The 26,956-nt window shown below is 46.2% G+C and carries 31 protein-coding genes; 14 read left to right on the top strand and 17 right to left on the bottom strand.

Features of this window, described 5'->3' with window-relative positions; translation table 11 throughout:
• The first annotated feature begins 192 nt into the window (after positions 1–192).
• The 3 genes from G3W54_RS01965 (at position 193) to map (ending at position 3,009) form a co-directional block, all read left to right on the top strand.
• Positions 193–1,800 carry an isocitrate lyase gene (locus G3W54_RS01965; protein WP_162651474.1) on the top strand — a complete coding sequence of 536 codons (1,608 nt, stop codon included), beginning with the start codon at positions 193–195 and terminating at the stop codon, positions 1,798–1,800.
• Positions 1,801–2,036: 236 nt separating this feature from the next.
• Positions 2,037–2,243, top strand: coding sequence for a ParD-like family protein (locus G3W54_RS01960; protein WP_162651473.1), 207 nt, complete (start codon positions 2,037–2,039; stop codon positions 2,241–2,243).
• 1 nt (position 2,244) lies between these two features.
• Positions 2,245–3,009, top strand: coding sequence for a type I methionyl aminopeptidase (gene map / locus G3W54_RS01955; RefSeq protein ID WP_162651472.1), 765 nt, complete (start codon positions 2,245–2,247; stop codon positions 3,007–3,009).
• Between the two features lie 154 nt (positions 3,010–3,163).
• Here the strand turns inward: map and G3W54_RS01950 are convergent, their stop codons facing one another.
• The 3 genes from G3W54_RS01950 to G3W54_RS01940 all read right to left on the bottom strand — a co-directional run bounded on the left by G3W54_RS01950 (position 3,164) and on the right by G3W54_RS01940 (position 7,879).
• On the bottom strand, positions 3,164–5,695 hold the full coding sequence (locus G3W54_RS01950) for a HAMP domain-containing methyl-accepting chemotaxis protein (protein WP_162651471.1): 2,532 nt from the start codon (positions 5,693–5,695) through the stop codon (positions 3,164–3,166).
• Between the two features lie 387 nt (positions 5,696–6,082).
• Positions 6,083–7,492, bottom strand: a complete 1,410-nt coding sequence (locus tag G3W54_RS01945; RefSeq protein WP_197742770.1) for a PepSY domain-containing protein — start codon at positions 7,490–7,492, stop codon at positions 6,083–6,085.
• 45 nt (positions 7,493–7,537) lie between these two features.
• On the bottom strand, positions 7,538–7,879 hold the full coding sequence (locus tag G3W54_RS01940) for a hypothetical protein (protein WP_162651470.1): 342 nt from the start codon (positions 7,877–7,879) through the stop codon (positions 7,538–7,540).
• 157 nt (positions 7,880–8,036) lie between these two features.
• Here G3W54_RS01940 and G3W54_RS01935 point away from each other — a divergent pair, with 157 nt between their 5' ends.
• Positions 8,037–8,576, top strand: coding sequence for an N-acetyltransferase (locus G3W54_RS01935; RefSeq protein ID WP_162651469.1), 540 nt, complete (start codon positions 8,037–8,039; stop codon positions 8,574–8,576).
• A 41-nt stretch (positions 8,577–8,617) separates the two neighbouring features.
• Here the strand turns inward: G3W54_RS01935 and G3W54_RS01930 are convergent, their stop codons facing one another.
• Positions 8,618–8,791, bottom strand: coding sequence for a hypothetical protein (locus G3W54_RS01930; protein ID WP_162651468.1), 174 nt, complete (start codon positions 8,789–8,791; stop codon positions 8,618–8,620).
• Between the two features lie 115 nt (positions 8,792–8,906).
• Between G3W54_RS01930 and G3W54_RS01925 the strand changes: the two genes are divergently transcribed.
• The gene (locus G3W54_RS01925) at positions 8,907–9,755 is read left to right on the top strand and encodes a LysR family transcriptional regulator (protein ID WP_244627810.1); all 849 of its coding nucleotides are present in this window, start codon (positions 8,907–8,909) and stop codon (positions 9,753–9,755) included.
• 162 nt (positions 9,756–9,917) lie between these two features.
• On the opposite strand, the gene G3W54_RS01920 is transcribed toward G3W54_RS01925, so the two are convergent.
• From G3W54_RS01920 to G3W54_RS01910, 3 genes are all read right to left on the bottom strand, one after another.
• Positions 9,918–10,526 (bottom strand): SCO family protein, encoded by a 609-nt coding sequence (locus G3W54_RS01920; protein ID WP_162651467.1) that lies wholly within the window; start codon positions 10,524–10,526, stop codon positions 9,918–9,920.
• Positions 10,523–11,521: a DUF1775 domain-containing protein gene (locus G3W54_RS01915; protein ID WP_162651466.1), complete on the bottom strand. Its 999-nt coding sequence runs from the start codon at positions 11,519–11,521 to the stop codon at positions 10,523–10,525. Before G3W54_RS01915 ends, G3W54_RS01920 begins: the two co-directional genes overlap by 4 nt.
• Positions 11,522–11,647: 126 nt before the next feature.
• Complete coding sequence (locus tag G3W54_RS01910) at positions 11,648–12,025, bottom strand: hypothetical protein (RefSeq protein WP_162651465.1); 378 nt, start codon at positions 12,023–12,025, stop codon at positions 11,648–11,650.
• A 217-nt stretch (positions 12,026–12,242) separates the two neighbouring features.
• Between G3W54_RS01910 and G3W54_RS01905 the strand changes: the two genes are divergently transcribed.
• On the top strand, positions 12,243–12,743 hold the full coding sequence (locus G3W54_RS01905) for an Rrf2 family transcriptional regulator (RefSeq protein WP_162651464.1): 501 nt from the start codon (positions 12,243–12,245) through the stop codon (positions 12,741–12,743).
• Between the two features lie 48 nt (positions 12,744–12,791).
• Positions 12,792–13,238, top strand: a complete 447-nt coding sequence (locus G3W54_RS01900) for a carboxymuconolactone decarboxylase family protein (protein ID WP_162651463.1) — start codon at positions 12,792–12,794, stop codon at positions 13,236–13,238.
• 169 nt (positions 13,239–13,407) lie between these two features.
• Here G3W54_RS01900 and G3W54_RS01895 read toward each other — a convergent pair whose 3' ends face one another.
• Positions 13,408–13,821 carry a helix-turn-helix domain-containing protein gene (locus G3W54_RS01895; protein ID WP_162651462.1) on the bottom strand — a complete coding sequence of 138 codons (414 nt, stop codon included), beginning with the start codon at positions 13,819–13,821 and terminating at the stop codon, positions 13,408–13,410.
• An 86-nt stretch (positions 13,822–13,907) separates the two neighbouring features.
• On the opposite strand from G3W54_RS01895, the gene G3W54_RS01890 reads away from it, so the two are divergent.
• Positions 13,908–14,564, top strand: coding sequence for a cation transporter (locus G3W54_RS01890; RefSeq protein WP_162651461.1), 657 nt, complete (start codon positions 13,908–13,910; stop codon positions 14,562–14,564).
• Positions 14,565–14,588: 24 nt separating this feature from the next.
• Here G3W54_RS01890 and G3W54_RS01885 read toward each other — a convergent pair whose 3' ends face one another.
• Positions 14,589–15,644, bottom strand: a complete 1,056-nt coding sequence (locus G3W54_RS01885; RefSeq protein WP_162651460.1) for an FAD-dependent oxidoreductase — start codon at positions 15,642–15,644, stop codon at positions 14,589–14,591.
• Positions 15,645–15,656: 12 nt separating this feature from the next.
• The gene (locus tag G3W54_RS01880) at positions 15,657–16,328 is read right to left on the bottom strand and encodes an SDR family NAD(P)-dependent oxidoreductase (RefSeq protein WP_162651459.1); all 672 of its coding nucleotides are present in this window, start codon (positions 16,326–16,328) and stop codon (positions 15,657–15,659) included.
• Between the two features lie 154 nt (positions 16,329–16,482).
• Here G3W54_RS01880 and G3W54_RS01875 point away from each other — a divergent pair, with 154 nt between their 5' ends.
• From G3W54_RS01875 to G3W54_RS01860, 4 genes are all read left to right on the top strand, one after another.
• Positions 16,483–17,031 carry a TetR/AcrR family transcriptional regulator gene (locus tag G3W54_RS01875; protein ID WP_162651458.1) on the top strand — a complete coding sequence of 183 codons (549 nt, stop codon included), beginning with the start codon at positions 16,483–16,485 and terminating at the stop codon, positions 17,029–17,031.
• Between the two features lie 312 nt (positions 17,032–17,343).
• A complete protein-coding gene (locus G3W54_RS01870) occupies positions 17,344–18,090 on the top strand; it encodes a helix-turn-helix transcriptional regulator (protein ID WP_162651457.1) in 747 nt (248 codons plus the stop codon).
• A gap of 202 nt (positions 18,091–18,292) precedes the next feature.
• Positions 18,293–19,153: a glutathione-dependent disulfide-bond oxidoreductase gene (yghU, locus tag G3W54_RS01865; protein ID WP_162651456.1), complete on the top strand. Its 861-nt coding sequence runs from the start codon at positions 18,293–18,295 to the stop codon at positions 19,151–19,153.
• A gap of 193 nt (positions 19,154–19,346) precedes the next feature.
• Complete coding sequence (locus G3W54_RS01860) at positions 19,347–19,757, top strand: ASCH domain-containing protein (RefSeq protein WP_244627809.1); 411 nt, start codon at positions 19,347–19,349, stop codon at positions 19,755–19,757.
• Between the two features lie 92 nt (positions 19,758–19,849).
• Here G3W54_RS01860 and G3W54_RS01855 read toward each other — a convergent pair whose 3' ends face one another.
• The 4 genes from G3W54_RS01855 to G3W54_RS01840 all read right to left on the bottom strand — a co-directional run bounded on the left by G3W54_RS01855 (position 19,850) and on the right by G3W54_RS01840 (position 24,013).
• Complete coding sequence (locus G3W54_RS01855) at positions 19,850–20,263, bottom strand: DUF779 domain-containing protein (RefSeq protein ID WP_162651454.1); 414 nt, start codon at positions 20,261–20,263, stop codon at positions 19,850–19,852.
• 93 nt (positions 20,264–20,356) lie between these two features.
• On the bottom strand, positions 20,357–21,868 hold the full coding sequence (gene adh / locus G3W54_RS01850) for an aldehyde dehydrogenase (protein WP_174244233.1): 1,512 nt from the start codon (positions 21,866–21,868) through the stop codon (positions 20,357–20,359).
• 168 nt (positions 21,869–22,036) lie between these two features.
• Entirely contained in the window at positions 22,037–22,981 is a 945-nt protein-coding gene (locus tag G3W54_RS01845; RefSeq protein ID WP_162651452.1) for a GAF domain-containing protein, read from the bottom strand.
• 189 nt (positions 22,982–23,170) lie between these two features.
• Positions 23,171–24,013 carry a helix-turn-helix transcriptional regulator gene (locus G3W54_RS01840; RefSeq protein ID WP_162651451.1) on the bottom strand — a complete coding sequence of 281 codons (843 nt, stop codon included), beginning with the start codon at positions 24,011–24,013 and terminating at the stop codon, positions 23,171–23,173.
• A 124-nt stretch (positions 24,014–24,137) separates the two neighbouring features.
• Between G3W54_RS01840 and G3W54_RS01835 the strand changes: the two genes are divergently transcribed.
• The gene (locus G3W54_RS01835; RefSeq protein WP_162651450.1) at positions 24,138–24,344 is read left to right on the top strand and encodes a DUF2061 domain-containing protein; all 207 of its coding nucleotides are present in this window, start codon (positions 24,138–24,140) and stop codon (positions 24,342–24,344) included.
• A 55-nt stretch (positions 24,345–24,399) separates the two neighbouring features.
• Here G3W54_RS01835 and G3W54_RS01830 read toward each other — a convergent pair whose 3' ends face one another.
• Positions 24,400–24,969: a TetR/AcrR family transcriptional regulator gene (locus G3W54_RS01830; RefSeq protein ID WP_162651449.1), complete on the bottom strand. Its 570-nt coding sequence runs from the start codon at positions 24,967–24,969 to the stop codon at positions 24,400–24,402.
• Positions 24,970–25,044: 75 nt separating this feature from the next.
• Here G3W54_RS01830 and G3W54_RS01825 point away from each other — a divergent pair, with 75 nt between their 5' ends.
• On the top strand, positions 25,045–25,836 hold the full coding sequence (locus tag G3W54_RS01825; RefSeq protein WP_162651448.1) for a crotonase/enoyl-CoA hydratase family protein: 792 nt from the start codon (positions 25,045–25,047) through the stop codon (positions 25,834–25,836).
• Between the two features lie 133 nt (positions 25,837–25,969).
• Here G3W54_RS01825 and G3W54_RS01820 read toward each other — a convergent pair whose 3' ends face one another.
• Both G3W54_RS01820 and G3W54_RS01815 read right to left on the bottom strand, forming a co-directional pair.
• Positions 25,970–26,344: a CZB domain-containing protein gene (locus G3W54_RS01820; protein ID WP_162651447.1), complete on the bottom strand. Its 375-nt coding sequence runs from the start codon at positions 26,342–26,344 to the stop codon at positions 25,970–25,972.
• 142 nt (positions 26,345–26,486) lie between these two features.
• A complete protein-coding gene (locus G3W54_RS01815; RefSeq protein WP_162651446.1) occupies positions 26,487–26,909 on the bottom strand; it encodes a thioesterase family protein in 423 nt (140 codons plus the stop codon).
• Positions 26,910–26,956: the final 47 nt, after the last annotated feature.

The raw sequence follows: 26,956 nt of genomic DNA, 5'->3' as shown, positions 1-26,956 counted from the left end.
CGCCTTTTACAAATCTCACAAATTGACTCGAATTTACGCGTCAATATTCAAATTTGTGATGCATTTTGCACTGCAGCACGGCATTAAGGGTTACGAACTTGATTAATTCTTCGGTTTTCGCAGAAATATCTCAGGCGAACCGAATAATAGAGCAAGTAGTAAAAATTGTAAAACTATGATGGAGTCATGATTATGACAAACTATTCACAACAGATCTCAGCGGCTAAATCCTTGATTGGCGAAAATGGCAACCCTTGGGCAGCAATTGAGGCGGAATCAGTGGCTCGCATGCGTTTGCAAAACCGTTTCAAAACCGGTTTGGACATCGCTCAGTACACTGCAGATATCATGCGCCGCGATATGGATGCCTATGATGCCGACCCTGCAAACTACACACAAAGCCTTGGTTGCTGGCACGGCTTTATCGGTCAGCAGAAGATGATTTCTATCAAGAAGCATTTTGAAACAACGAAAGGTCGTTACTTATATCTTTCCGGCTGGATGGTTGCAGCACTTCGTTCAGAATTCGGTCCCCTGCCGGATCAATCAATGCATGAAAAAACCTCCGTTCCTGCATTGATCGAAGAGCTTTACACATTCTTGCGTCAGGCAGATGCGCGTGAGCTTGGCGGCTTGTTTCGTGATCTCGATGCTGCTCGCGAAGCTGGTGATGCTGGCAAAGAACAGGAAGCGCTGAAGGCAATCGATAATCACGAAACACACGTTGTTCCGGTTATTGCAGATATAGATGCAGGCTTTGGTAATGCAGAAGCAACATATCTGCTTGCAAAGAAAATGATCGAAGCTGGTGCATGTGCATTGCAGATCGAAAACCAGGTGTCTGACGAAAAACAGTGTGGCCACCAGGATGGTAAAGTTACGGTTCCACACGAAGATTTCCTCGCAAAGGTTCGCGCTTGTCGTTATGCATTCTTAGAAATGGGTATCGATAATGGTATTATCGTAACCCGTACGGACAGCTTGGGTGCTGGTCTGACAAAACAAATCGCGGTTTCTAAAGAGCCGGGTGATTTGGGTGATCAGTATAACTCATTCCTTGATTGCGAAGAGATCACACCAGAGAATATGCAAAACGGCGATGTTATCCTGAACCGCGATGGCAAAATGATGCGTCCCAAGCGTCTGCCGTCAAACTTGTTCCAGTTTAAATCTGGCACTGGTGAAGATCGTTGTGTTCTTGACTCAATCACGTCCTTGCAGAACGGTGCTGATCTACTTTGGATCGAAACTGAAAAACCACATATTGCGCAAATTGGTGGTATGGTGTCTGAAATCCGTAAAACAATTCCAAATGCGAAATTGGTTTACAACAATTCACCATCATTCAATTGGACGCTGAACTTCCGTCAGCAGGTATTTGATGCATGGTTGGATGAGGGTAAAGATGTAACATTATATGACCGCGCAAAACTCATGAGCGCACAGTATGATGAAACTGAACTTGGTATTGAAGCTGATAATCGTATCCGCACATTCCAGGAAGATTCGTCTCGTGAAGCAGGCATTTTCCACCACCTCATCACATTGCCGACATATCACACAGCTGCATTATCTACTGATAACCTGGCAAAAGAATACTTCGGCGATCAGGGAATGCTTGGTTATGTTGCGGGTGTTCAACGCAAGGAAATCCGCCAAGGTATTGCTTGTGTTAAGCACCAAAATATGGCTGGTTCAGACCTTGGTGATGATCACAAGGAATATTTTGCTGGCGAAGCTGCGCTGAAGGCTTCTGGCAAAGACAACACTATGAACCAGTTCGTAGACGCTGCTGAGTAGTCGCTGAAAGCATATATGTCCTTATTCTGGAAGGTAAGGGTATAAAAGAACCCCACGGGAGCAATCTCGTGGGGTTTAAGTTAATAAGGAGTGATGTTGACTGCATCTGTCCAAATGTAATCATTCTTGCAGATGGGAAAGTACGCTTTCGACGGCACAAAGCCCCTTTCTGTCAAATTGTATTTACGATACGAATCGTATATGTTTCGTATACCAATCAATTTTGAGGAAACACTATGGGTATTGTCAAAATAAGCGACGAATTACACGAGGAAATCCGCCGAGTGAGCACGGTCATGTGCCGTTCTATCAATGCACAAGCAGAGTTTTGGATGAAATGTGGCATGATTGCAGAAGCCAATCCGACGGCATCATTTAATGATATTGTAAGAATGCAAATGGAAACTGCGAACGTGCATCTTGATGTGACAGGGGTTGCCTAGCGTGGTGAAAACGCCTGATGAATTAGAACTCATGCGCGTATCAGGAAAATTGCTTGCGTCCGTTTTTGAAATGCTGGACGAACAAGACTTCATCGGCGTTTCTACGTTAGAAATTAACAACCTTGTTGAGCGTTTCATCACGGTTGACCTTGCTTCCCGTCCTGCAAGCAAAGGTCAGTATGATTTTGAATACGTTCTTAATAGCTCAATAAATCACGTCATCTGTCACGGTGTGCCGAGTGCACAGGATATAGTTCAAGACGGTGATATAATTAACCTCGATATCACTCTTGAAAAGAATGGATTCATAACTGATTCCAGCAAGACATATGTCGTCGGAAATGCTTCGCCCGCCGCAAGGCGTATTGTGCGGATTGCCCAAGGCGCAATGTGGGAAGGAATAAAACAAGTGCGACCTGACGCAAATGTAGGAGATATTGGGTTTGCAATCGAACGATACGCCAAAAAGAACGGGTGTTCGGTGGTGCGGGAGTATTGCGGACATGGTATCGGTCGTGAAATGCACGAAGACCCGCAAGTGTTAAACTTTGGACGGCGGGGAACTGGTGCAAAATTATATGAAGGTATGGTCTTCACTATCGAGCCGATGATTAATCAAGGAACACGCAGAACTTTGCTTGAAGCTGATGGTTGGACGGTTACCACTAAAGATGGACGACTCTCCGCACAGTTTGAGCATACAATAGCAGTCACAAAAAGTGGTGCAGAAATTCTTACTTTGCGTCGTGACGAAATTCAGCGCTGATTTATGAAATAGCTATATGACAATGATAATGTGCAGAGAGTCACTTTGTCCGCATACCAGCCCTTAGGGTGACATTTCGCACTAATCCGTAAACTACCCCAACTTGGTCGAGGACCCCGAGTTATTCGGGGATCCTGTTTATAATCGGAATACCTTAAGCTGCAGCGTTCTGTTTTGACGAATGTACGTGTTCATCATCCAGACGGAAGGCTGCAACAAGTTTGGTGAGACTCTCTGCTTCCTGTGCCAGAGTGTGACTGGATGAATTGGTTTCCTCCACCATGGCTGCATTTTTCTGGGTTACCTGGTCCATTTGATTAATGGCCGAATTGACTTCGCCGAGCCCAGTTGCTTGCTCGTTGCTGGCTCGTGCCATAGAGCTAATATTTTCTGAAATTTTCTCGACGTTCGAAATAATGCGAGTGATTGCATCTCCGGTTTCGCCGACATGGGTAACACCCTGATGAACCTCTTTGCCCGAATGATCAATCAATTCCTTGATTTCTTTGGCAGCATTGGCTGAGCGTCCGGCAAGCTCACGCACTTCCTGTGCCACCACTGCAAAACCACGGCCAGCTTCGCCCGCGCGAGCTGCTTCCACTCCGGCATTGAGCGCTAGAAGGTTAGTTTGGAATGCTATTTCATCAATCACACTGATGATCTGGTTGATTTTGCCTGATGCTTCCTCAATGCGGCTCATAGAATTAACGGCTCGGCCAACCACTTCGCCGGATTCGCGAGCGGCCTGTGTCGTTTCATTGGTAAGCTTTTCAACTTCTGCTGCGCGGTCTGACGATGCACGTACGGCTGCCGATACTTGATCAATAGCTGCTGCTGTTTCCTCTAGTGAAGCTGCTTGATGCTCAGTACGTTGAGCCAAATCATCGGCAGATGATTTCATTTGGTCACCGTTTTCCTGAATTGCGGTAGTATTGCTCCTGATCTGACCAAGTGCATCGCCCATTTTCGCCACCGATTCATTGAAATCCAGACGCAAAGTATCCAGTTCTCCGTTGAACGGCGTCTTGATTGTAGAAACGAGGTCGCCTTGCGATAGATTGCGCAAGGCCTGACCTAGAGATTGCACAGCAAAACGCACTTGCGAATCCGCTTCTGCCTTTTCCGTCTCAGATTTCTCACGCTCCTGATTTGCCAACCCACGAGCATGTTCACTTTCGTTCTCAACTCTGATTTTATCGACGGCGTTCACCTTAAAGACGTCAAGTGCACGAGCCATTTCGCCAATTTCATCAGCGCGGGTATTATCCGTGACATCTACATCCAAGTCACCATTTGCAACATCGCGCATGGCACGCACAAGTCTGCGGATCGGACCTTTGAGGGCATGTATGAGCATAAATGCAGCAAGCAGACCAAAGATTGTACCAACGGTCGCTGCCGACAAGGTAATCCCGTTTGCGCGGTCTTTGACGACGACAGTATTATCTTGTTGGCTGCTGGCAAAGTTTATGATGCCGGACCATGCATTATTGATGCGGTTAGATGCGTTGACAAATAGTTCACTTGCCGTTTCTTCCTTGGCTATTAAATTGGTCGTTAATGCCGGTAAAGAACTGAGGTGGTCTATCAGTTTATCGCCAATGGCTTGCATCAGTATTTCACTGCCATCAGAAAATTCTATGAGTTCTATACTCTGTTGGACGCTGCTAAGACTGCCAGCCAATCTCTCACCCATTGTTTGGTCTGGCTGGCCAAGAAACTCAACAATCGATAGCTGCAATGCGGCATTGTCTGATAAAAAATTCCGAGCATCGACGTTGGTCTGTTTACCCACAAGAATTGGCTCTTCGAGCTCCAGAAAATTAGTCGTCGCTTGTCGTGAAACTTGGGATGCCAGTCCATTCAGCTTGATTCGTGCTGAGCGTAACGCTTTTGCATATTTTTGTAATTTGATCTTAGTCGCTTTCCCGATGACGCCTTTATCGAGAGTTTTTAAAATGCCGTCAATGTTGTAAGTAATATCGTTTTTGAGTGCCGGTTTATTCTTGGGAATTGCGTTGGATAGATCGGTTTTCAGAGCACCAATAGAGTCTTTAAGTCCATTGGCTATTGCAAATACGTCTTCAGGAGTACCGTTGCCGGAAATAGCGTTCGTTATTTTACCAATTGATTTTGCGCTAACAGCAAGAACATCTGCCGAGACCAGTAGGTCTTTTGCAGCTTCTTCAGATGCAGCAAGTTCACTAGCGATGGTATCAATCGCAACATTAAGTCGTTTGCGAATGTTTTCTATCTCAATAATGACTTCTTGAAATGATGTGCGAACCTCTAATTCTTCACCGTGTACTGCCCACAAACTGTCAACGTCATTATGCAATTCTTCGGCAAGAGTGCGAGATTTGGACAGAGCATTTAATTCCTGCTCGTTTTCTGCCAAGGCCTGCATTTTGTCCAAACGCAACAGTTGCTCGTTCAAGCTTTGTACCACTGCTTCGCGTTTTTCCTCATTCTGTTCTTGCAGAAACTCGGTCATTTTTGCGTAAGTCTTTTTAAAGCCACTCAAGGTTTCAATGCTTGCATTGGTGCCCACTAATCGATCACCGAGCATGGAACCAGTGTAGAGGTTGACAGCAGCCAAACCAATCATGGCCACAATCAAAGGAAGGATAAAGATAATAACTTTGGTTTGAATCGAAAAACGAGCAAGCAATTTATTTAAGGACATGGGGGGCCTGTCAAAAATTGTGATTAAAATGGAATTGGGGGTGAAATATTTACGGGATCTTCAATCTGTATAGCCAACTTGATCTAGTAATTTTCTTTAAAAATATGAATTAGTAACCTTAATAAAGGCTAAACGGGCCAGATTCTGAGTTAAACTTGATTTCTTCCGCAGTACTAATCGACACGTATTATTGAGTGGAAACTCCAATACTATCAATAAGTAGTTGCAGTATTTTGCTTCTCGTATTGCCCAAGAAAAATATGGATGCTGATCTGTTCATACAGTCCTTAAATCAGCCTAAAGAACCCCACGGGAACAATCTCGCAGGGTTCTTTGGTTGGTAGAAATGATTGTTTGCCGTTCAATTTGCCTGGCAAGCAATTTTGGCTAAGAAAAGGCCCGTTTCAACAATGGCACTTTTGAAATGATCAGTTGATCCAAAACCATTCCGGTTAAGATTGTAAGTCCGGCCAACGGAAATGCTAATGAAACACCTAAACCAACAAGCGCAGCACCCTGCCATAAAGGCATGTCTTTGGGCAGCTTTGGCGCTGCGAGTCTTACTGAGCCGGCAGGACGACGCTTCCACCACAACACAATGCTGCTGACGCACAGGAAAAGCACCGACAGGCACACAAGCGTGTTTGCCAAAACACTCCAAAGTCCCAATGTCCCCATGTGAAGAGCAATACCAACGGCCATGGCTTTGCCTGCCCATGAGTAATCCTCATAACGAACATCGGCAAGAACTTTACCTGTATATTGGTCAACATGAACAGTACGATCTGACATTGGATCAGCACTATCGGTGCTCATTGAGTCTCTGCTGAAAGTGTAAACACCGGCTTCATTTTTTGGTATGTTCATTTGATAGCGTTCTTCAAACCCGATTTTTCTCGCAAGCGCGTCCATTGTATCCAGATTAACTGGCGTGCCTTCGGGCAAAATGGCTTCTCCAACAATACTGCCGGAATTGGGCATTGGGGTCTGTTCAAGTGCCCAGGCTACTTCTTTCCGGCCATGGTTCATGCTGGCATGAGTTTCATCCGATAGCGGAACATTATCCCATTTCTCGGCGGGGAATGTGCTCCATGCCTGCACGAATTTTCCGCCCCATATGCCGGTCCAGGCAAGGCCGGAGACCAAAAAGAACACCAGAAAGAAAGACAGCCAGATCCCGACAACCCCATGGAGGGATTTCCATGTAGCGCGACCGCCTTTGGCAAACGAGGGCAGAAGGGTTGCGCGCAGACCACGATCTCTTGACCACCACATATAAAGCCCGGTTGCAATCAGAACCATGCCAAGGGATGCTGCAATTTCCAGCATGCGATCGCCGGTCACACCCAGCATTAAATCGCTGTGAATATTATCAACAAAATCATACCAACCGCTACGGCGGGGAAGCTGGCCTACGACAGTTCCCTGATAAGGGTCAACGGCAACCATAAATGCGTTACCATCATGGCTCACCTGAAAAATTGCCGCTAAATCTTTTTCCATCGGCGCCATGTATTTAACAAGAGTTCCTTCGGGTATTGCTGCGACAGCAGTTTTTGCTTGTTCTGATACGGGTAAAATGGTTTCTTGTATGGCAACAGGTATGCGTTCACCATCCCGACCATCGATAAAAGCGATCCAAGTCATACACATGCCTGTGATGGCAAGGATCATGAAAAATGGAATGACATAAAGCCCGGCATAAAAATGCCAGCGCCATGCCGCGAAATACAGTTTATTCGTTTGGTTATCAGTTTCATCCGGCCTGATAATACCGTCAGCGTTCATCGTAGACATAAGCCACAACTCCCAAATTATTGATACTTTGATGTTATTTCGAAATCAAAGTGGGAGAGGTGGTGCGCGCGCTTTCTTTGAATAATGACGGTTCTCGGTAAACCAATCGTACCGGGCACTATATTTGTGAATGTAAAAAGAACCGAAATAAGCAGATTCAGAGGAAAAATGTTGTTCGGCATTGGCTTCAACAATTTGGGATGACCACTCACATTGCGAATGGGTTGGTTCGTCCTTGTTGTCCTCTGGCGAAGTCGTTAGAGGGCCTGTTCCTGAGCAAATAACAATCTCAAAACCTTGCTTCGAGAAAGTGGGCATAGTGCCGACTGAAAAGAAAATATAGGCGAGAAGCGGCACCAGCAAAGGTGCAACTACAAGTGTTTTCACATCATAGTTTCTCAGGATTCTCAACATGACTTGTGGTTATCGTAAAAGCCGGGAAATTTCTATCCTAAAAACGTGTACCGCGACGAAAAGTCGGTTTCGCATCCTGGAGTAGGCTGATAAATTGATCAGAAGCTCTCGTTAAAACGGAAGGGAAGTGATGGAGTTCATTTCAGGTCACGCAGGCAGGCAATCGGAAATCGCAAACCTGTTTACATCAACATTTACAGATTCTGAAGGTGAAAATGAAGGCAAGCTTGTCGGTGGGTTGGTCGCAGATATGATGCAAACAACGCCTGATGAGGATTTATTTGCCTTTTCCGCCATTGACAATCATACGCTTGTCGGTGCCATCTTCTTTTCTCGCCTGATCTACAAGGACGATAAACGCACGGTTTTTATTCTATCACCTGTTGCGGTCAAAACTGATCAGCAAAAACGAGGTGTCGGTCAAAAGCTGATAACTTATGGGTTGGAACAATTATGCGAACTGGGCGTTGATATTGCTCTGACTTATGGTGACCCGAACTATTATTCCAAGACGGGCTTTAGGCCCATTACAGAAGATTTTGCCAAAGCTCCGTTGAAACTAAGTCAGCCGGAAGGTTGGCTTGGGCTACCCCTGTCTGACAGCGGGCATCAACCATTGATCGGAACATCGCAATGTGTCGCGGCGTTGAACAATAAAGAGCTTTGGTAAGCCGATCAGATAATCTCCGGATGTCACATTATTAGGCATGTTTATTTACGCCTCAGAAAACGGCGACGATCAAATATTGCCTCAAGAAAGTTGGAAAACCAATATGGACCCCAACCGCCATGCTCCTGCATGAAAGCATCTTCTTCCCGTAGTTTTTGGCTTTTCCTTTCATTGGGGAAAGGACATGGTGGTGGACCTATATTTGTGCGCTCCATATCGATCTCCTTCTAACGTGTATAGTGATTGCAAGGCTAATGAGGTGCTTGACCTTGATGAAATTTACAGGATATTTAAGGGCGCTTAAATAAAACAAATTGAAGAGGTCTTTTCATGAGTGAAAAGATTGGTGTAGGTCAGAAAGTCGGTTGGTCGCGCGCAATGTGGGATGATTTACATCTCTTTCTTGCCGTTGCGCGGGAAGGGGGATTGTCCCCTGCTGCAAAGGTTACCCAGCGCAGCCCGGCCACATTGGGCCGGCGAATGCTCGCACTCGAGAGATCACTTGGGCGCGAGCTGTTCGTACGCCATGATCGGGGTTACGAATTGACGTCCGAAGGGCGAACATTGCTTGACGATTTAAGTGATGTTGAAGCGCGGATGATACGGCTGACCACGAGATCAAGTGTACAGGAACGTCCATTGGTAAAGGTCTCGGCAGGAACGTGGACAACTCTGGCACTGCTCGGGAAGCTGGATGCGATTACAGGTTCGCCCGCCGATATCCGCTTGCGGTTTATCTCGGCGGAAAGTGCTCTGGATATATCTCACCGAGAAGTGGTGATTGGAATTCGCATTCGGCGGCCGACGGAAGAGGGGCTTGCAGGGCGGAAATTAGCACGCGTAGAATTTGCGCCCTATGCTACCAAGACTGCGCCGGAACGCTGGATTAAGGTGATTGGTGAAACGCCATCAGCAAGATGGTTGGCAAAGACTATTGGCAATGATGCTGTTTGCGAGATTAACTCACCGCGCAATTGCCTTGATCTGGCATTGGCGGGCAAAGGCATAGCTTTATTGCCAACATTCATTGGAGATGACTACAAGACATTATTGAGGGCAGGTTCGACAGTACCAGAGTTGGCACATGATCGCTGGATTGTAACGCATCAGGATGATCGCCACCTGCCGGAAATTCGGCGCACGATCGACAGGTTGTGCGACGTTTTGCAGTCGCAGTGATTGATCTGCATTTCGCAATCGTGACTGAGAATGTTGTGTGCAGCTGTCATTGAGGCGCTTCTGATCTTGCCCAATAAACGAACTTTCCTTGTCGGACAGGTATTAAGGTTTGCCGCATTCAGACTTTAATTTGAACGCGGCAATTCCAGCTGTTTGCGTTTGCTAGTTTTTAACCAGATTACGCAATTTCTGCATAGCTGTTTCACCATTTTCCCGAAATGCGATAGTGCTCTTGAAGTTACCTTTCGCATCAACAAGAAAGATAGAGGCAGTGTGATCCAAAGTGTAATCACCGTCATCCAAAGGCACTCTCTTCCAATAGACATGCCATGATTTTGCAAGTTTGAAGATTTCGTCAGGATTACCTGTGATGCCGATAATTCGGTCGGTGAAATTCTCAACATAAGATTTCATTACCTCCGGACTATCCCGCTCAGGGTCAACTGTTATAAAAAATGAATTGATGTCCTTGCCGTCTTCTCCCAGCGCGTCCAGCCAGCCTGATAATTCATAAAGGGTGGTTGGACAAACTTCTGGACAATGCGTAAATCCAAAAAATACAGCGGATGGCTTACCTGAAAGTACGGCCTCTGTAATAGCATTGCCATTATGATCTATCAGATCAAATGGTTTCCCTATTTTTGTATTAGCCATAAATCCATTGTTAGTTCCCTTAAGAACAAACTGATAGGTAAGGGAAACAGCTACGATGAGGAGAAGGGCAACTATCGCTGCCCAAGCTCCTTTTCTCACTGAGCTGGAAGCACTCATTTTTTATGTCCGTGCCCGTGCCCGTGCTTGTGCCCGTGACCTTCGACAGTCTTGACCGGAAGCTCAAATTCAACCTTACCGGCTTTTTCAAACTCAAGTGTGATTGTGCGTGTCTCGCCGTCTTTCATCTGCTCGCCGAGTTTCATAAACATGACATGCAATCCGCCAGCCTTTAGCGTGACTTCGCCTCCAGCCGGAATTTCCAGGCCACCAGCAACTTCACGCATTTTCATCACGTCGCCATCCATCTTCATTTCATGAATTTCGACTTTCCCTGCAAAGGATGCAGCACCACCAATTAAACGATCCATCTCGGACCCCTTGTTTCGGATAACCATGTAACCGGCAGACACAGGTGCCTTCGGTGGTGTTGCGCGTATCATCGCAGACATGATTTCGAGATCGCTAATTTTAACGGTATCCATCATCTTGGTATCGTGATGATCACCATGACTTGCCGCTGCAGCATGAATCATAAGGCCAGGAGCTGGTCTATTCAGGTCATGCGGGTCTTGTCCTTTTGCGGGGATTTCGCTCCATGATAAATTGCCGTCAGCACAGTTCTGTTCGATAGGGATGAATACTTTTTCTCCGGCAGGAAGACTATCCGTTAAACGAGCTTGAAATACGAATTCATCAAAATGTCCATTTTGTAACTCGCCTTCAGACCAGATAAGCTTTTTGACGCCCGATGTAATGGTTTTTCCGTGATTGGAGTATTTGCCAGAATAGTCACCTTCTACGGTTTCAAGCTGCCAGCCTGCTTTAGGCATTGGTTTGACTGAGATAATACCCTCTGGAATGGTGACGCTGACTTTTTGCGTGGCTTGGCCATCGCAACCATGCCCGATACGAACTGCTATTCTTTGATAGGTATTAACGGATGCTTCTTTTATATCCAAAACAGCGTGGGCATTGGCAAGCGGGCTGTAAATTGAAGTTGAAAAGGTTGCGATGAGCACAGTTGCGCTTAGTTTTGAAAAGAGGTTTCTCATTTTATTCTCCATAGACATAGATCGATGTCTTCGATCTTTACGTCTTACAATTAGGTTGATGTGTAATTTTGAGGTCTTTGGCAGCCAGCAAGAGTGGTGATCTTAAGGGTGCAGAAGACAGACCAGTTATATGGAGAGAGCAGGTGGGCCAGTTGGCGGAGCGCCAGCTAGTCTGATTGATTTTGATATAGCCGGGTTTTTATGCGCCGGACCTATAAAACGGATGCCGATGGCTGTTCTTGCAAACAAATAGGGTCGTTCAGGAAGAATGACCGAACTGGCAAGTGTGCAATATTCGCAGCCTTGCGATGTTGTAGTTTTTCCATCGCCTTGTCCACCGAAACAAATTACCGGAATCGTTCCATCGGGAAGGGCATATTCTGAAAGGTCGATAATGGGCGATGTGGGTGATGTAATGACTGGCCGATGCGCAAAGCCAATCCAAACCAGTGCGATGACACACAGGATGGATAGAGCATTACTGACGGTACGGCTTATATTCATGAACACCTTGCCAAATATAGACAAGATAATCATTAGCGGGTGAATAGGCGACTGACAACAAACCGATTTGTCGCAGTTCTGAATTATTGAGCCTAACCCTGGTGCACACCAAAATAAGAAAGGAACAAATGTTCGGCTTTGGCGATCTCACTCGAGCGCAATTGACAAAAATAGAATCATAGATAAAATGTATCCATGATTATGATAGGATGCAAATATGAAGCTGGGTGATGGTGTGGAGCAGGCGATACATTCGGTATCAGTCTTGGCGGGGTTGCCCGAAGGTGGATTATTGTCCGCAGCTGCCTTGGCCGAATTTCATGGGGTGTCGACGAGTTATCTGCTCAAGCATCTGCAATCTTTATCGCGTGCTGGTATTGTGAAAACCGTACCGGGACCAAAGGGTGGGTACTTGCTGGCTAAGCCCGCATCCAAAATTAGTCTTTTGGACGTTGTTCTTGCTGTTGAGGGACCAGAGCCGGCTTTTCGCTGTAAAGAAATCCGCCGGAACGGGCCAAGCCCTTTGCTCGACAAACATTACAGATCACCATGCCAGATTAACGCGGCAATGCTTCGAGCTGAACTGGCCTATCGAAACGAGTTACGTTCGGTCACAATCGAGCAAATTAATGCACAGGTGCTTGCAAGTGACGACGATGGCGCCATCGTCGCCCGCGGATGTAAGCTTATGGACATGCACTTAAGGCACCTCAGCTAAAGCTAATTCTTACACTAAAACCATACTTTTAAAAGGAAAGGAAACGATATGAAAACACGTCTTAACTTTGCGGAAGTTGCCCCCGATGGGCTGAAAGCAATTTATGGAATGGAGCAATATGTCTCCGGAAAATCTGGCCTTGACCCAAAGCTTATCCACCTTCTAAAACTTCGTGTATCGCAGATAAATGGCTGTGTGTATTGTGTAGACATGCATACAAAAGAAGCGCGAGAAGATGGTTTGAGCGAGCAATGGATCGCGCTTGTGTGCGTTTGGCGCGAAGCTGAAATTTTTACTGATCGCGAACGTGCTTTATTGGCATGGGCTGAGGCTTTGACCCTGTTGAGTGAGACTGGCGCGCCCGATGAAGATTATGAAAACCTTCTCAAAAATTTTACCAAAGAGGAATGCGTAAATCTATCTCTAGCTGTTAGCACGATCAATGTCTGGAACCGTATGGCAGTGGGTTTTAGAATGCAGCCAGAGGTAAGTTAGTATAGGATATATGTAACAGGCGGACTTTGAACACCAGCCATAATATTACAGAACAGCGATTTGGCCGACAATCAGCGTCGGTCAAATCAAATAAAGTGGCGGATATACTACTTCTGCAGTTAGTCACGTTGATTAAGCAAGTATTTGCTATTGCGCCGATCAAATTATCTCAATGTTCCCCCCGACATAGTGCATGGTCTGCAAGGCTATGAATAACTTGGCATTTGCCTATGCAGGTTTTATCTGAAATTTGCGTGATGCGTTTTAGCTCATTCTCAAGCTTTCGTAATTTTTGAATTCGTGATTTCACTTCCGATAGATGATGTTTGGCAATTTCATGCGCTTCAATACAGGGGCGGTCAGGGTCTTCTTCCAGTGCTGTTAACTCGCGAATGTCATTAATTGAAAGACCAAGTTCGCGTGCATGGCGGATGAATGAGAGACGCTCTAGCCCTTTTTGTGTATAGCGCCGCTGGTTGCCTTCTGATCGCTCTGGTTTTGCAATTAGTCCCATATCTTCGTAGTATCGAATGGTTGGAATTTTGACTTGGCAGCGCTTAGATAAGTCTCCGATTGAAAACATTTCATTTTCCTCTTGAACCTCTAGTTACTAGAGGGATTATATGTGTTTCATAGAGTAGGACAAGTTCTTTTAAGAAGGCATGCGATATGGAATGCAATCGTGCAGATATCACAGTAAGTGAGCGCAAAGGCTCAGCATGTGGATGCTCTGGAAATCCAAATTTTGACGGTATCGATAGCCGTTACAAAATGGTGTTATGGGTGGTTATTGCAATCAATGCCGCCATGTTCGTTGTCGAAATGGCGGCGGGGGAGTTGGCGGGTTCAAAAAGCTTGCAGGCTGATGCGCTCGACTTTCTTGGTGACGCACTAACCTATGGGTTAAGCCTTTATGTTATTGGGATGAGCTTAAAAGTTCGTTCAACCGCAGCACTGCTTAAAGGGGCCAGTCTGGCACTTATGGGGCTATGGGTTCTTGGGTCAACAACCTACCAAATGTTGCTCGTGGGCGTTCCAAATGCGCAGATCATGGGCGGCGTTGGCTTTATGGCATTAGCGGCAAACATGGCCAGCGTATTGCTTCTCATGCGCTATAAAGATGGCGATGCAAATGTGCGCTCGGTATGGCTCTGCTCCCGCAACGACGCCATCGGTAATGTTGCCGTTCTGGCAGCAAGTGTTGTCGTTTACTTCGTCCAATCCGGCTGGCCCGACCTTATCGTCGCGCTGTTCATGTCATTATTGTTCTTACGCTCCGCCCAACAGATTTTGAGGCAGGCGTGGGGCGAATATTGGCGAGGCTGATGTCTAGCGATCATGGCAAGAAATTTAGAGCTGGTGAATAGCATTCTCCCCAGCTTCCAGCGCACCCTCCAAAAAGCCGCCAAACTGAGATGCCGTTTCAGTACCCGATATTATGAGGCGGTTTCTCCAAATATCGTCGTGAATTGGGATTGAATGATAGTGAGGGTGGCTTTGAGGGCTGTTCGCGTCGGCATCGGTTGCAGTCAAGGTTTCTTCTGACCAATCCTCATAGAATGTATCGATGGGGTTGGCAGCTTTTTCGCCGAAAAGTGTGATTAGCTGGCGTGTGCAGGCTTGGATGATTTCGTCTTTTTGACCTTTGCGAGCCTCCGCCGATACACCTAGGAAACCGAAAATTGCGCCGTCGCGTGCGGGTGCATCGGGCGAGGCGTCATGCAGTTCGACCATTGGGCCAATATGGCTTATGCCATCGCCAGAGAGCCCCATCTCTCGCCAGAAGGGGGCATCATATATTGCAATAAATTTCGCATGTGCCGCCATCCATGTAGGCGTGCTAATCAATTTATGTGATAGGTTGTTGTCCAGCGCTGGTGTGAACTGGATATTCGCCGCTGCCAAGCGCGGCGGCAGGCAAAGCACAGCTTTGTTGGCCTCCATTTCACCATCACTCAGATTTACTTTGGCACCTTCATTTATAGCGGTAATGGAATGGGCTTGCTGGTTCAATTGTAAACGTGTTTGTGGCAAGCGCTCGACCAGAGCATCAATTATGCTCTGCTGTCCATTCCTGACGCGATAGGCTCCTTCCATTGTTGCCATATTGATATCGCGTCGAATGTTGCCTGATTGATCCTGAAATACCAGATTGCCCTTAGAATATTGCGTGAAATATCCAATATCTAATTCACTGAGAAGATTTATTATACGTGGTTGACCAGGCCAAAACCAAGCGGGCCCAAGGTCAAAGCGCGACCCTTTCTTACTTGCCTCAGATAAGATCCGGCCGCCGAACCGATTCCGTGCTTCGATGAGCTGAAAATCGCGACCCGCTTGGTGCAGACGATAAGCAAGGGCAAGGCCAGATAGTCCGCCGCCAATGATGAGAATATCGGTTTTCATGTTAGATCCAAGTCAAAAATTTTCAGATGCTGGTCTGAGGTCAAGCTCATGCGTCCATACGGATTTTGGCTGATGGGAAAGATCAAAATATGCGTCGGCAAGCTCCGATGTTTTCATCATTCTGGCAGGGTCTAATGAATGTAGTTTTCTGCTTTCAGGCGTATCGATAATGCCGTCTAAAATCACATGCGCTACATGAATGTTCTGAGGGTGAAACTCACGCGCCAGAGATTGGGTTAGGCCACGCAAGGCGAACTTGGCTGATGCAAAGGCTGAAAACCTGTTACCACCGCGCAAGGAAGCCGTTGCGCCTGAGACGAGAAATGAACCACCACTATCGATCATATGAGGCAGGGTTGCTGCTGCAAGATTATGAGCAGTTAGAACCATGTTGCGCCATATATATTCAAACTCACCATCGGCCATATCAAGAAATGGTTTTATAGTGAGTTGAGCCGTATTATGGATGACTATTTTGGGTGTGCCAAATTGTTGTACCAAGTCCGAGACAATGCGCTTGGTCGCACTCAGATCAGTCAGATTGACTTGCTTAATGTTCGGGCGGTTGTCTCTGTTCGATCGGTTAAGGCCGGCGACAGTGTATCCTGCGTGGGAAAACCGTTCCATCAGACTTTGACCTAGCCCTTGGCCTGCACCTGCAATAATAACCAGTCCATTTTCCATGTTTGATCCACTGCTTCTTTTGATTGACTTATGCGACTTGCTTCATGCGGTGAAACAAGTATTATCTATCTAGTGATAGGTGACTTATTTTGTCAATACCTATCTTGTGATAGGCATGGATCAGTTGGTTAAACTTCTTAAGGAACATGGGTAAATGAATAAGCGTGATGAAATTTTGGATGTGACAGAAGCACTGATCCGTGAGCGTGGATATAATGCTGTCAGCGCACGTGAGGTTGCCAAAGCAACAAACATTAAATCATCAAGCGTTCATTACCATTTTCCCAATAAGAGCGATATGGTGTCTGCGGTGGTTGATCGATATACGAAAAATTTTTTGGATGCACTGGGTGCACCAGAACAGTTTTCAGACGCGGGGCGTGCAGATGTTGTTAGTCATTATGTTACTGCTTTTCGAGCTGCACTAACGGATAAAAATAGAGTATGTCTGTGTGCCATTCTGGGGGCCGAAACCGGTGGCTTGCCAGTCGAGGTGGTTGACGGTACACGAGACTTTTTTGCAAGAAATATCAAATGGTTATCGGATGCGATTGAATCAACGTATGATCAAGTTGAATCAGATCATAAACAAAGTACCCTAAGTCAGGCAACCCACATTTTGGCGTGTCTAGAAGGTGCAATGATTGTAAGTCGCACAATGGGCGATATTGATTACTTTGATCGCTCTGCAAACCTACTATAAATTGGTAAAAAACGAGCAACTGGATAGGGCTCTCCTATTTATGATCAGAGAGGCTACCAGTTGCTCGTTGACTTGAGAACCAAGTCGAAAGTTTGCGAGTGCCTGCTTGGGAGGTTTGCAAATAACGGTCAATAAGCTGCATTCTAAAATCATGATTGCAGAATGGTAGGTATAAATATTGATAGATTGCATTTTGTAAGATTTTTATACATCGATTCCTGATTTCAACCCAAGGCCTGTTTACCCGGTTATATTTTTATGTTCTATACAACCTATGAGTTTGAGTAAAAGATCTCTCTGGAGTTGGTTTGGGTGTATAGCAACAACTTTATAATTGATGCATTCACCACGATGCAAAATTCTAGAAGTGAAGAAGAGGGCTGGACCTCTATTCATGGAATTTTGCAACAGATTGGCGCCAGTCATCTGGTAGCAGGAAAAGCAACAAAGGCAGATCAATCTATCCTTTGGATGCGAACATCCATGAAAGATAGTTGGATGGAAGAATATTTAGACCGCCAGTACTATACAGCCGATACGATTATCATGAATGGAATAGATCGGTCAGCAGCGATAAATATCGTCTGTGGCGATATGCTTGTTCCGAACGAAAATCAAAATGCGCTTGAGAGGCAATTAAATTTAGGCTTGAAAGGTGCCGGTTATGGCGAATTACACGCAAAATCCTTCACCACGGATGATTGCCTATCGACCAAGTTCTCAACAATTTGCTTTGAAGACCACAAAGATATTTTAGATAGCATAAATCAGGTTCATGTTGGGCAAGTTCAGTCTCTTATGTCCATTTTTCTAGGTGAAAATATTTCCTCGCAATCGCCTGGACTTGTGAAACTTGGTGCACATGCGCTGTCGGGGCGCGAGCGCGATGTATTGGCTTATCTCTCGCAAGGCATGATGACTGCACAGATTGCAGAAAAGCTTGGTTTGGCAGACGTCACTGTTAATAAACATTTTAACAGTGCAAGAAAACGGTTAGGTGCCGCAACGCGTGAGCAGGCATTAGCAATCGCTATGGCGGCAGGTGTGATCAGCCTTTAGACAAGCGCCAGCACTAAGCGTTTGCCACTTTTTTGCCACAATCACGGTTTCGTGAATTGAAATGCAAATTGACTGCCCCCATCTGTAGGCAGAACAGAATTTCAAACGAATTTTAATCTAACAAACAGAACCAATTTTGGATGCAAAACACATGGTAGTTCATATCAAAATTGAGAAAAATCCAAATTGGAAAGGCAAAAGAATGAGCGAAGAAAATACATATGTACCACCAAAAGTGTGGACTTACGATGCAGAAAATGGCGGAGAATGGGCTTCAATCAATGCGCCAACTGCAGGCGCACGTGAAGACGTAGAGTTACCGAAGGGCAAGCATCCATTCCAACTTCATTCACTTGCCACACCAAATGGCCAGAAAGTGACCATCATGTTTGAAGAGCTTTTGGCTCTTGGCGAAACAGGTGCAGAATATGATGCGTTCCCGATTAACATCGGCAAGGGCGAACAATTCGGATCAGGTTTTGTTGGTGTAAATCCCAATTCCAAAATTCCGGCATTGATTGACAATTCAGGTGATGCACCGGTCAATGTGTTTGAATCTGGTTCCATTTTACTACATTTGGCGGATAAGTTTGGGCAGTTCATTCCAAAAGACGGGGCAGGCCGCGTTGAGGTTCTTAATTGGTTATTCTGGCAAATGGGTTCTGCGCCTTATCTTGGCGGCGGGTTTGGCCATTTTTATGCCTATGCTCCAGAGAAATTCGAATATCCGATTGACCGTTTTACAATGGAAGCAAAGCGCCAGCTTGATGTTCTTGACAAGCAATTGGCCGATAACAAGTTCATTGCAGGAGATGAATATTCCATTGCCGATATTGCGATTTGGACATGGTATGGTGGGCTGGTACTTGGCCGTCTATATGATGCTGCCGAATTCTTGGATGTTAAATCCTATAAAAATGTTGTTCGTTGGGCAAAGGAAATCGATGTTCGCCCAGCCGTAAAACGCGGTGTCATGGTCAACCGTTCTTGGGGTGACGATGAGAACAAACAAGTTCCTGAACGCCACAGCGCAGCAGACTTTGATGGCAAGGATCTATCTTAGGTCTGGACAGACGTCAGTTCTAATTTTCCGATGACATAAAACCGCCCCTGCGATATGTTCGTGGGGGCGTTTGTATGTGGGTGATTGTCACCACATTGAACCAAAGCTAAAGTAAAGAACGAGATTCATCACAACGTTTCATGATTTGTCTTATCGTATGTCTACATTACATATTAGTATCAAGGGAAATACAGTGACACTAGACGAGCTAAAGAAAAAATACCCGCATGCGGAAACATTCAAATTTGGTGATAGTCAGCAATTGTGTGACGAGCTTATAAAACTTGTTCGTTCAGGCTTAAAAACGGCTACATGTGCGGCGCTGACGGATTTTGAAAACGGCTCAGAAGAGATGCCCGTTGTTGGAAGACGGGATATTTGTTTAAACTGGGACGGCACGCCCGCTTTGGTCATTGAAACGGTTGAAGTCACGTTACAGCGTTACAGTGAAGTGGGCGAAAGTTTTGCATTAGCAGAGGGCGAAAACGATAGTTTGGAAGGGTGGAGACATGATCACAAGCTCTATTTTGAACGCAACGGCGGTTTCGACTTAGACATGAAGTTGGTCTGCGAACGTTTTCGCATGGTAGAGGATCTCGCATAGCGCCGATTAAGTTTTCGAAAAGGTGGTCATACGCCCGAACGAGATTACCCCTAAATATTCAAACAGAATAATTCGTGCGGATGAAAAACGAGCTAGATCTCCAATGCGGCAAGCTCATCATCAGAAAACATGCGTGAACGGGTCAGAAAACGCCTCTCACGACCATTATCCAAACTGAACATGCCGCCTCTGCCGGGAACAACATCAATGATAAGTTGGGTATGTTTCCACGCTTTAAACTGTGAGCCGGATATCCAGACGTCAGCACCTTCGATCTCGCCCAACTTGACATCATTAACACCAATTTTGAACTCGCCTTTGGGGTAGCACATGGGCGATGAACCATCGCAGCACCCGCCAGATTGATGAAACAGAACATCACCATGATCAGCCATGATTTCGCGTGTTAATTCTTTGGCTGCATCAGTAGCAGTCACACGCGTATTTGGCGCAGCACCCTCTGGCAAATCAGCATCTGTTGCACAATGTATCTCAGTTTTTGACATAAGCTTGTCCTTGTAACTTGTCTGACGTCATCATTACCCTGAAAAAATCCGGCCCGCGCAAGATAGGCAGGGCGGGCCGTTTATTATTAGGTCTTAAAAGAAGCCAAGCTTGTTAGGATTGTAGCTTACAAGCATGTTTTTCGTTTGCTGGTAGTGGTTGAGCATCATTTTGTGTGTTTCTCGACCAATGCCAGATTGCTTATAGCCACCAAACGCAGCATGTGCTGGGTAAGCGTGGTAGCAATTGGTCCACACACGCCCCGCCTGAATAGCACGACCAAAGCGATAGCAGGTATTTTGGTCACGGCTCCACACGCCAGCACCAAGCCCATAAAGCGTGTCATTGGCAATCTCAAGCGCCTCATCTTCATCTTTGAATGTTGTGACGGAAACGACAGGTCCAAAAATCTCTTCCTGGAACACGCGCATTTTATTGTGCCCTTTTAAGATTGTTGGCTTGATGTAATAACCACCGGACAGGTCTCCACCGTAATCCGCAGCGCCGCCACCAGTTAGAACCTCTGCACCTTCCTGAGCGCCGATGTCAAAATAACTCAAGATCTTTTCTTGTTGCTCAGATGATGCCTGTGCACCCATCATGATGCCTTCAGCACGCGGATCGCCAGTTTTAATCGCTTCGGTGCGTTCAATGCATCGTGCGATAAACTCGTCATAAATGTCTTCGTGGATCAATGCGCGGCTAGGGCAGGTGCAAACTTCACCCTGATTAAGCGCAAACATCACAAAACCTTCAATCGCCTTATCAAGGAATGCATCATCCTCGCGCATAACATCTTTATGGAAGACATTTGGCGATTTGCCACCAAGCTCCAGCGTCACGGGGATCAGGTTCTCAGTTGCATATTGCATAATCATACGGCCAGTTGTTGTCTCGCCCGTGAACGCGATTTTTGCAATTCTGTTTGATTGTGCAAGCGGCTTGCCAGCTTCTAAGCCAAATCCATTGACAATATTGAGCACGCCAGCGGGTAAAACATCAGCAATCAGTTCCGCCCAAACCATAATTGTGGCAGGCGTTTGCTCGGCTGGTTTAATGACCACACAATTTCCGGCAGCAAGTGCAGGCGCAAGCTTCCACGCGGCCATCAATAATGGGAAATTCCACGGAATGATTTGCCCGACAACGCCAAGCGGTTCGTGAAAATGATAGGCAACTGTGTCATCATCCAATTCGCCCATTGTGCCTTCTTGCGCACGCACGCACGATGCAAAATAGCGGAAATGATCAACAGCCAAAGGTAAATCTGCCGCCATTGTTTCGCGAATTGCTTTCCCATTATCCCAGGTTTCGCATGTTGCAAGAAACTCAAGATTGGCTTCCATAATGTCGGCGATTTTGAGCAGCATATTTGCCCGCTCGGTGACCGATGTACGCGCCCAGGCATCTTTGGCACCATGCGCTGCATCGAGTGCGGCATTGATATCGCTTTCATCAGAGCGTGCAATCTGGTTAATCACCGCGCCTGTGACGGGTGTTGTATTATCAAAGTAACGACCATTTTTGGGTGCTACAAACTGCCCGCCAATGAAATTGTCATATTTTGTTTTAAATGGAGATGTTTGTAGACTCTCCGGTTTTAGCATCACATTCATGTCTTTCCTCCCTGTAATTAAAGCTGTGTAAGTCAGCAGCTACTAAGGAAGATGTCATGGGCGATATTGAATGTCAGGATGGCCAATGGGGAGCAAATTTCAAACTGTCTCTTTGCTGAGACAGTTTTCTGCATTTGGTAATGTTGCGTTGGTTTTGTGTTAAATCAGACCAAAACGCTTCATGCGACGATACATGGTGGCACGGCCAATATTCAGCGCACGTGCAGCTTGCGATACGTTGCCATTTGAGCGGGTGAGGGCGCGAACCATGGCGGCTCGCTGGGCGCGGTCAAATGCTTCGAGCTTATCATCACTGCCGCCAAAAATGTCTCTGGCTGCCATGGGGGCAAATTCGCCAAATTTCTCCCAACCAAATAGTTGGCGCGCATCTCGTGTTGCGCCAATGGCGACATCATCAGTATCAATGGCAATCAGTGCGTTCTTTTCTGTATCGCCAGTATTGAGCAATGTGATACGTGCGCCCGAAAAAGTAGCGCGAAAATTATCACTCTCAATCTGCTTGGCTGACTGAGATACCATTGCTGCGATCATTTTATTGATTTCAGCGGTCTGATCAGCCCGAGCAGACGAGATATTCAGCGCACCCATGATCCGGCCATCCGAACCGTAAACTGGCGTATCAATGCAGCTCATAGCCGTATTTTTGGAGAAAAAATGCTGATCACGATGAATGATGAGGCTTCTATCTTCGGCAATGCAAGTTCCAATGCCGTTTGTACCTTCGCTTTGTTCACTCCAGTCAGCGCCAGCCATCAATCCCCATGATTGGAAAGAGTTAAGATCGCCTTCTTTGCAGCGCTGATCAAGAATGACGCCTTCATTATCAGTCAGAAAGACCGCGCAACCCGATGCGCTGACCAGACCGAACAGTCGATCCAGCTTTGGCGATGCAATTTGCAAAAATTGTTCCATCGCCTCGCGCCGGTATGAAAGTTCCTGCTCGTCAACAATATCGCTACAGCGTTTGCCAGAAGGGTCCAAGCCATAACGCTGGACAGAGCGCGACCATGAAGCTGCGACTGAGCTGTGCGCTGCCGCCTTACGGGATTCAACAGTGGAAAGAACAAGATCTTCGTGTCTCATTGTAACTTCATATCTCAATTTTGAACAATTGTCATTTGATTATGCCTGCTCAATTCGTAGAGCGCCGTAGTGGAGAGTAGCATCGGGTGAGAAACTGTCTCACTCGCGAGACAGTCCATAAAAAATTCGGAATGTTTGGAATAAAGGTAGGGCCTTTACGCAATTGGACCGAACCATGACTATCCTAACTTATCGTTTTAGCAGCGAGTGAATATAGTCTGGGACATGTCGCGCATCGACTTTGGCTTCGCGGACAAGCCAATCAAAATGGTCGCTGAGAGAGCGAACGCGTTCTGTTTCACGAAAAGCCAGATAGCATTGGCCAACATAAATGACGGCAAGGCCCGGGCCAAAAATCGTAACAGGTGCGCTGAATACTTTATGCGCATCAAACAAAAAAAGCCGCAATCTGGGAAACATCTGGCTGCATGTATCTGCGATAAATTCCAACTGCTCATATCGAATTTTCTGTTCAAGCCCCTCATAATATGCTGTACCTTCCGCACAGGCCTGTAATTCATGAATGGGCAACGAAATCTCGTAATCGGAAACGCCTGATTGCAACCAATTCAATTGGTCGCGTAGAGCAGTGATTGCCGGAATAACTGGCTGATCAAGAAATGATGAATATTCCCAGTTCAAAACACGTTCAGTTTTTAAAATATCTGGCAAAGTTGCTGGCACGTGGCGCACCTTATATCCCGCTGCCTCTTCGTGCCAACTTAGAAGTTGTTCATCGGTAGAACTGCGCTCTGCCGGACGTAGCGCCATTGCCGCTGCGATAATGTCGCCCGGTCGCTCAGGTCTGTTCGTTAAACCAAGAAGCCAGTCGGCACTCACACCAAGCGCGGATGCCAGATCAGCAACGAGCTGGCCGTTGGGTAACCGTGGTATATCCACATTTAGAAGCTGACCAATAGTAGAACGGTCAACGCCTGTTGTTCTGGCCAGTTCACTGCGAGAGGTCTTTTCTTGCTCCATCGCTTCAAGTAGACGTTGCTTGAACAGTTTGGATCGATCTCGTTTATCCATATAAATCACCATTGTTGATTTTAATCACCAAAAGAGATTTATTGCAGCGTAAAAACAAAATGTCCAGATCATAAAATTTGAATTAGCATTACAGCGTGAAAGTAAATCGTTACCGGAAGCTCAAATGGACACGAACAAACGACTCATCGTTAAATCGATCACCTGGCAACTTGCCGGACTAATTGCCATGACACTTATTGGGTACTTGTTTACCGGCTCGTTCACCGCTGGCGGTGGTATCGCTATTGTCAGCGCTATTGTCGGTTTTTTGTGCTATTTCTTTCACGAGAAGGCATGGTCGAAAATTGTGTGGGGGCGAGATAACGCCTAGCAATTTTGTTGCACCGGAAACTATCAAGTTAACTTGTTCGATACAGGATCGAAATTCACTCAAGGTTGATCATCATCCTTGCAGCATGGCCAGCGGATTCTATATATGTTGGGTCACGGTGAACCAATACAGTTGAAAAAGCCCCATCCATCAGCAGCACAATCTGCCGCGCCAATTGTTCTGGATTATCAATGTCCTGTTGAGCGAATATATCCCGTAACCATTGCTCAAACTTCTTCTTATGTGCCGCGCCAACTTTCATCGCAGGATGGCCCGGCATGTTGGCTAATTCCGCCGCGGTTCGTAAAAATCCACAGCCTTTCCACTTCGGATGGCGGGCAGAGCGTGCCAAGTTTATGAATATCGCTTCAACTTTATCGGAAAGCTGACCTTCAGTTTCATCAAACCATTTTTTGTAAAGCGCAAGATTAGGTTGATCGCGTGATGCCAGATAAGCTTCGATAAGGTCATCTTTGCTTTTAAAATGATAATAGAGTGTTTTCTTGGTGATTCCGGCTTTGGCGGATATCGCATCGACGCTGACAGCGCGAATGCCCTCAGCATAAAATAATCGATTTGCAGCGTCCAGAATACGATCTTTTGCAGTGGGTTTTTTGGCAGGCATAATTATGTATACTCATTAGTGAGTGTATGTCAATTTAAACTCTTGATATGATTTCGTCATTTAATGGAGAACTTCATGTCTGAACCTGTAATTTACGAGAGCCATAAATCTATTGCGCTTTTGAAACTAAACCGTCCGAAAAAGTTGAACGCGCTGTCTTACGAAACAAATGACTTGCTTATGAATTTGCTGGATTTGATCGAAGAGGATGCAGACGTCCGTGCTGTTATTATCACTGGTGCGGGTGAGCGAGCCTTCTCAGCGGGCGGGGATATTCACGAATTTACCCAGAGCATTAAGGCTGGTGTGGATATTTCCGTCAAAGACTTTTGCAAACGTGGGCAGTCCATGACTGCGCGGCTTGAGGCATTCCCCAAACCCATTATCGCTGCTGTGAACGGTATTGCTTTCGGTGGTGGTTGTGAGATTACAGAAGCTGTTCATCTTGCCATTGCGAGCGAAAACGCGGTGTTTGCAAAACCGGAGATTAATATTGGAATTCCTCCAACGTTCGGAGGGACGCAAAGACTGCCAAGACTTGCTGGCCGCAAGCGAGCACTAGAACTTCTTTTGACAGGAGATACGTTTTCGCCGCAGCGAGCCTATGAGCTCGGATTGGTCAATAAAGTTGTACCGCACGATCAATTATTACCGGCAGCATTTGATTTGGCAGAGCGCATTATCAAGCATTCGCCTTTAGCCGCATCCAGGATTATTGCCGCCGTGACGAGAGGGATCAATACGACAATTGAGGAAGGTCTTTTAATTGAGCGTGAGCAATTTGCGCGGATGGCCGCAACTTCTGATGTTCTTGCAGGCCTGGACGCCTGGATTGCGCGCCAACCTCCAAAATATACTGGAAGATAGAATGATTGTGCGCAGCATTAATCTGCGCGCCATCAAATTTCTTTTTAGTAACATTAGTCAGTTTATGGTGGCTATATCCCATTCAGCTTGAACCAAGGGGCTGTCTACAAGATGTTCCGACCGTGCTGAAGGATTAGCCGGTCAGCTCACCTTTCCATTTAGTGAGAGCCTTAGTAAGTATTTTCGAGCGGTCGGCAAATTCACCCTCAATCAGTTCGTCCGCTTGTTGTGCGCGTTGATTGACAGCGTGTTCCAGCACATCTGCCGCACAAACATGAAATTCTGCATGCAAACGACGAACGACTTGATATGGCTTGCCATTACGTGTCTGCGGATCGATAGATGGGCTGTAAAGCCATTTACCAAATTCGCATTGATCATCACATCTGACCTTGTCGGGCGTTATTTCAGAACTGCCGTGAGTGATGGCAGTTCTAAGCTTCATTTTCCAAGCGCCGTGTGCGCCTATTGCCTTTTGTATATTCTCTCTTATTGTGTTGTTTGACATTATCGTTCTCCTGTTTGCGGCAGGATTCGATCAAGATTTTCTTTACAAGTTATTAAGCCTATAAGATAAGGTCGTAATGCCGCACTCGCCTGCTAAACATGCTTGACGTGCCTGCGAAGTCAGGCCCAATTATCTATATATATCAGGCGTATTTGCGCGACTTATCAGCCACCATTTGATTGAATTTTTCAGCGTTGATAACCGCCCGTTTGTGGAGGCCTTTGCCGATTGTACCGGCATTATCTGATGCTGTAACCTCAAATGTTAGAACGCGTTTGCTTACATCTATGAGTTTCGCGTGCGCCGTGACTTCCATACCTGTTGGCGTTGGTGCGCTATGATCAACATTGATATCAATGCCAACGCTGTCTTCGCCATTATCAAGATGAGCTGCCATTAACTCGATGCAGCAAAGCTCCATAAAACCAACCATATAGGCTGTTGCAAAAACTTCCGGCATCGTGTGGAAGCTTTTAAAGTGCTCCGATACTTCCGGCACAGTCAGGCCTTTGGTCACAGTCACGCGCGTTTCATGTGTTAAACCCGCAATCATGGTGTCTTTCATCTTCAACTCTCCTCGATTTGGTTAAGGTTTTACATGGTTTTGCGGTT

The organism is Lentilitoribacter sp. Alg239-R112 (assembly GCF_900537175.1).
Taxonomy (GTDB): domain Bacteria; phylum Pseudomonadota; class Alphaproteobacteria; order Rhizobiales; family Rhizobiaceae; genus Lentilitoribacter.
This window is presented reverse-complemented; position numbering and strand designations above follow the sequence as displayed.